This window comes from Bradyrhizobium sp. Mp27, assembly GCF_029953005.1.
Taxonomy (GTDB): domain Bacteria; phylum Pseudomonadota; class Alphaproteobacteria; order Rhizobiales; family Xanthobacteraceae; genus Bradyrhizobium; species Bradyrhizobium barranii.
In genome coordinates this window covers 1-3,131 of sequence record NZ_JASAUS010000362.1, presented here as the reverse complement: position 1 = coordinate 3,131, position 3,131 = coordinate 1, and the positions used below count along the sequence as shown (strand labels likewise).

Below are 3,131 nucleotides of genomic sequence, written 5' to 3'. Positions count from 1 at the left end.
TTCGAACGCTCAGGTCAACCAAGCCGTTCCGATGACACTGCTGGGGCCCGGCGTCACGCGACGCCGCGGCCAGCCGCGCGCGTAGCCTGTGCGGTAAAATACGCGCTTACGCGAAGTCCGAGGTCCGAAGCCAACTTAGTTCGTTGTTTCTGAATCATAACATTCCTTCAATTCGGGTGGGGTGACGTTTTGTTCTTGCTGTGTGCGGAGCGCATCATCTGCCAACCGGAAAGCTGCGGATCTGCTTAGCTGGCTGTCAGCAAGCTCGTTATTCTACTTTGCGGTTCTCATTGTACGGAGCCCGTCATCCGCCGGGAATGGCATTCGATGAATCGGGGGTAGGCCTGCACCGGATGGTGTTAGGCTCTCTATTTCGTCGTCCTGGGCTAGCGTACATATTTGATGCATTCGCAAATGTCGTGATGTCAGGAATCCCCTGGCTCTCAGTGGTGATCCCCACTTGTCCCAACTCGTACAATCTAACGATGCATGCGATTCAAAGTCTCTTCATAAGACCGATGGTCTAAAGCTGTCGGGGGCTGTGGACTAGGGATCGACCGCTTCGGCAGCCGAGCCACGAGCGTCGCTCCTACGTGATGATACGGAGCGTAGGTGTCGCAATTGTTTGATCTACGAATTGCATGCTCTCGGCATGAATCCGAAAAGCAAACTCTACCAACCCGATCACTGGCGAGGCCGCGCGCAAGCAACGCGAAAGAAGGCGGCAGCGCTCGTTGACGGGAAAGCAAAAGACAGGTTGCTTAAGATTGCCTTCGAATACGACAAGTTAGCGCAGCGCGCCCTCGTGTGGCGGATGCGCAAGAATGAGGACGATACGTGGCCTGAGCAAGAGCTGTAAGCGCTGCTACGGCCAATCAAGGCTTCAGCCTTTTGAACTATACCCAACCCAAGGGCGAGGCTGATATCGCTCAACAAGCAAGTCAATCCCGCCTGCTCCGAGCGTTGCGGGAGCGAGGAGCGAGGCGGCCGGGCCGTCCTATGCCATAGGACGTGAGGGCGGAGCCGGCCGCTTGCCCAACGTTCCTTCAGGTCTCTTTGCTTCGTCAGCTTCTCGAAAGCTAGCTTTCACATAACGGTAATGCGGAGTACCAGTTCTCACTTGCAGTCAATCCGTTGCGCCTAACGAGGAAGCCCGGATGCCACCTGCGCGGTACGTCGAGCTGCTACTGGTCATTTTTGGCACTTAGCCGCGGCCGCAACGGCATATCAGTGTCTTTCATTTCAGACATCTGGGTTATGCGTCGGAATTCCTATTGCGGTCGCCGGAACAGCGCACTCTAAATCCAGGTCGCAGCGCGAATTGCGCGCCGGCATCAGGTTATTCGCAGCCGTGGCGGCTGCAGCATGCGATAGGCCCTAGAAGCCTCGCGCGGTCGCCATGCACGGGAGGCTGTCAGAAGAAGGCTGTGATGACCAAGTAGATTCCAGCCCAAAGCACCGCATTTATGAGAAGTGCGACGAGGAGCTCCCAGTTCCACCTTCTCTGCGGTTGCAAGGAGGGACGATCGGCGCCGAAATGCTTGATCATTGGGGGCTTTGTTGCGCGCGAATGTACGTCTCATTGCGCTGAGCGCCGGCCAACAGAAATATGCCAAGCTTTGCATGCCTCCTATCACTCATAAGCTAGCAGTCCTCTCTTCATAGGGCGGTAGGAGAAACGATGTTCGTTGCGTCGCGACCACTCGGCCGATTGATTGCTCGTGTATCTTCGGAACGGCAAGGTCGCGTTCGGCCCACGCAGCAAGCTACATGCCAGAAGGTAGAACTGTCGGCAGCGCCTTTCATTTGATGGGTTGGTCAAACGGAGCCGCTGCGCGACGTCGGAGTCGCGACATTCCTGTCGGAAACAAAACCCGCATTACCGTGTGCAACGAACACCGGCGGCGACGCCGGTGATGCTGTGTTGAAGATGGGAGTTTGGCCTCCCGGAGCCGGCCTTCAGGGGCAGGCTTCAAACCACCTCATGCTGCCGCGTTCAAAAGGCGCGGTGGTGAGCGATGAGGAAAAAGGCGGTGAATGAAACCGTCAGGTAAGCGACAAGAAGATGAGTGCAAGCGAACCGCCGATGACGTATCGAAATGGGTTCAAGATGCTGTCAAGACGGGCGTGGGGTAGTAGCGCTCGGAGGAGTGTGGGCGGAGCCTGTTTACGGCCCACGCGGCAGCCGGTGCATAGGCGGCATGATCTCGTCACAGGCTTCAACACGGAACGTCGGAACCTGACGCAATGCGTCAGGGGCGGAGCAACCCGTAATAGTGAGGAAGCGGCTGTAATGGCCGTGGAGCAAAGGGGTTGCGTTATCCTGCCGGCGTCACTGCGCCAACCGGGAAGACCGGGAGGAGCACGGTGAACTCCGGCAAACCGTTGCCCATCACCAAGCGGATGGTGTGGGAAGCCTATAAGCTTGTGAAGAAGGGAAAGGCGGCGGGCGTCGATGGCCAGAGTCTCGAAGACTTTGCCGGCGATCTTGAGAACCACCTCTACCGGCTGTTACTTCCCGCCACCAGTGCGGCGGGTCGAGATTCCTAAGGCCGGCGGTGGGATTCGTCCTCTTGGCATACCGACGGTCGCGGACCGTATCGCCCAGATGGTGGTCAAACGGTGTCTGGAGCCGGTGTTGGATGGAGAATTTGATCCGGACTCCTACGGCTACAGGCCCGGAAAATCGGCCCATCAGGCCATAGAGCAGGCGCGTAAGCGGTGCTGGCAGCACGACTGGGTCGTAGATCTCGACATCAAGAGCTTTTTCGACACGATCGATCATGAACTCTTGATGCGCGCGGTCTATCGACACACGAAAGCTGACTGGATCCGGCTCTACATTGAGCGGTGGCTTAAGGCTCCGGTCGAGATGCCCGATGGATCGGTTCGGGCGAGGACGACAGGCAGGTCTCAAGGGGGTGTGGTCAGTCCAATCCTGGCAAACTTGTTCCTGCACTACGTGTTCGATGTTTGGATGAAGGGGTCTTATCCCCACATTCCGTTCGAACGCTACGCCGACGACAGAGCTGGCCCCGGTTGTTTGGACAGCGCCCCGCTGGATTTAAGTGGATTCCTGCCGGGTTATGCTGAACGCGGGGCTTTACGGTTTTGTCGTTGCGTCGGGAGGG

At 57.6% G+C, this 3,131-nt stretch carries 1 protein-coding gene and 1 pseudogene; both read left to right on the top strand.

What is annotated here, in order from left to right; genetic code table 11:
• The first annotated feature begins 625 nt into the window (after positions 1 to 625).
• Positions 626 to 859, top strand: a complete 234-nt coding sequence (locus tag QJT78_RS49745) for a hypothetical protein (protein ID WP_014497799.1) — start codon at positions 626 to 628, stop codon at positions 857 to 859.
• 1,508 nt (positions 860 to 2,367) lie between these two features.
• Positions 2,368 to 3,025: pseudogene (locus QJT78_RS49740) on the top strand (group II intron reverse transcriptase/maturase); the annotation flags it as partial.
• Between the last annotated feature and the right edge of the window lie 106 nt (positions 3,026 to 3,131).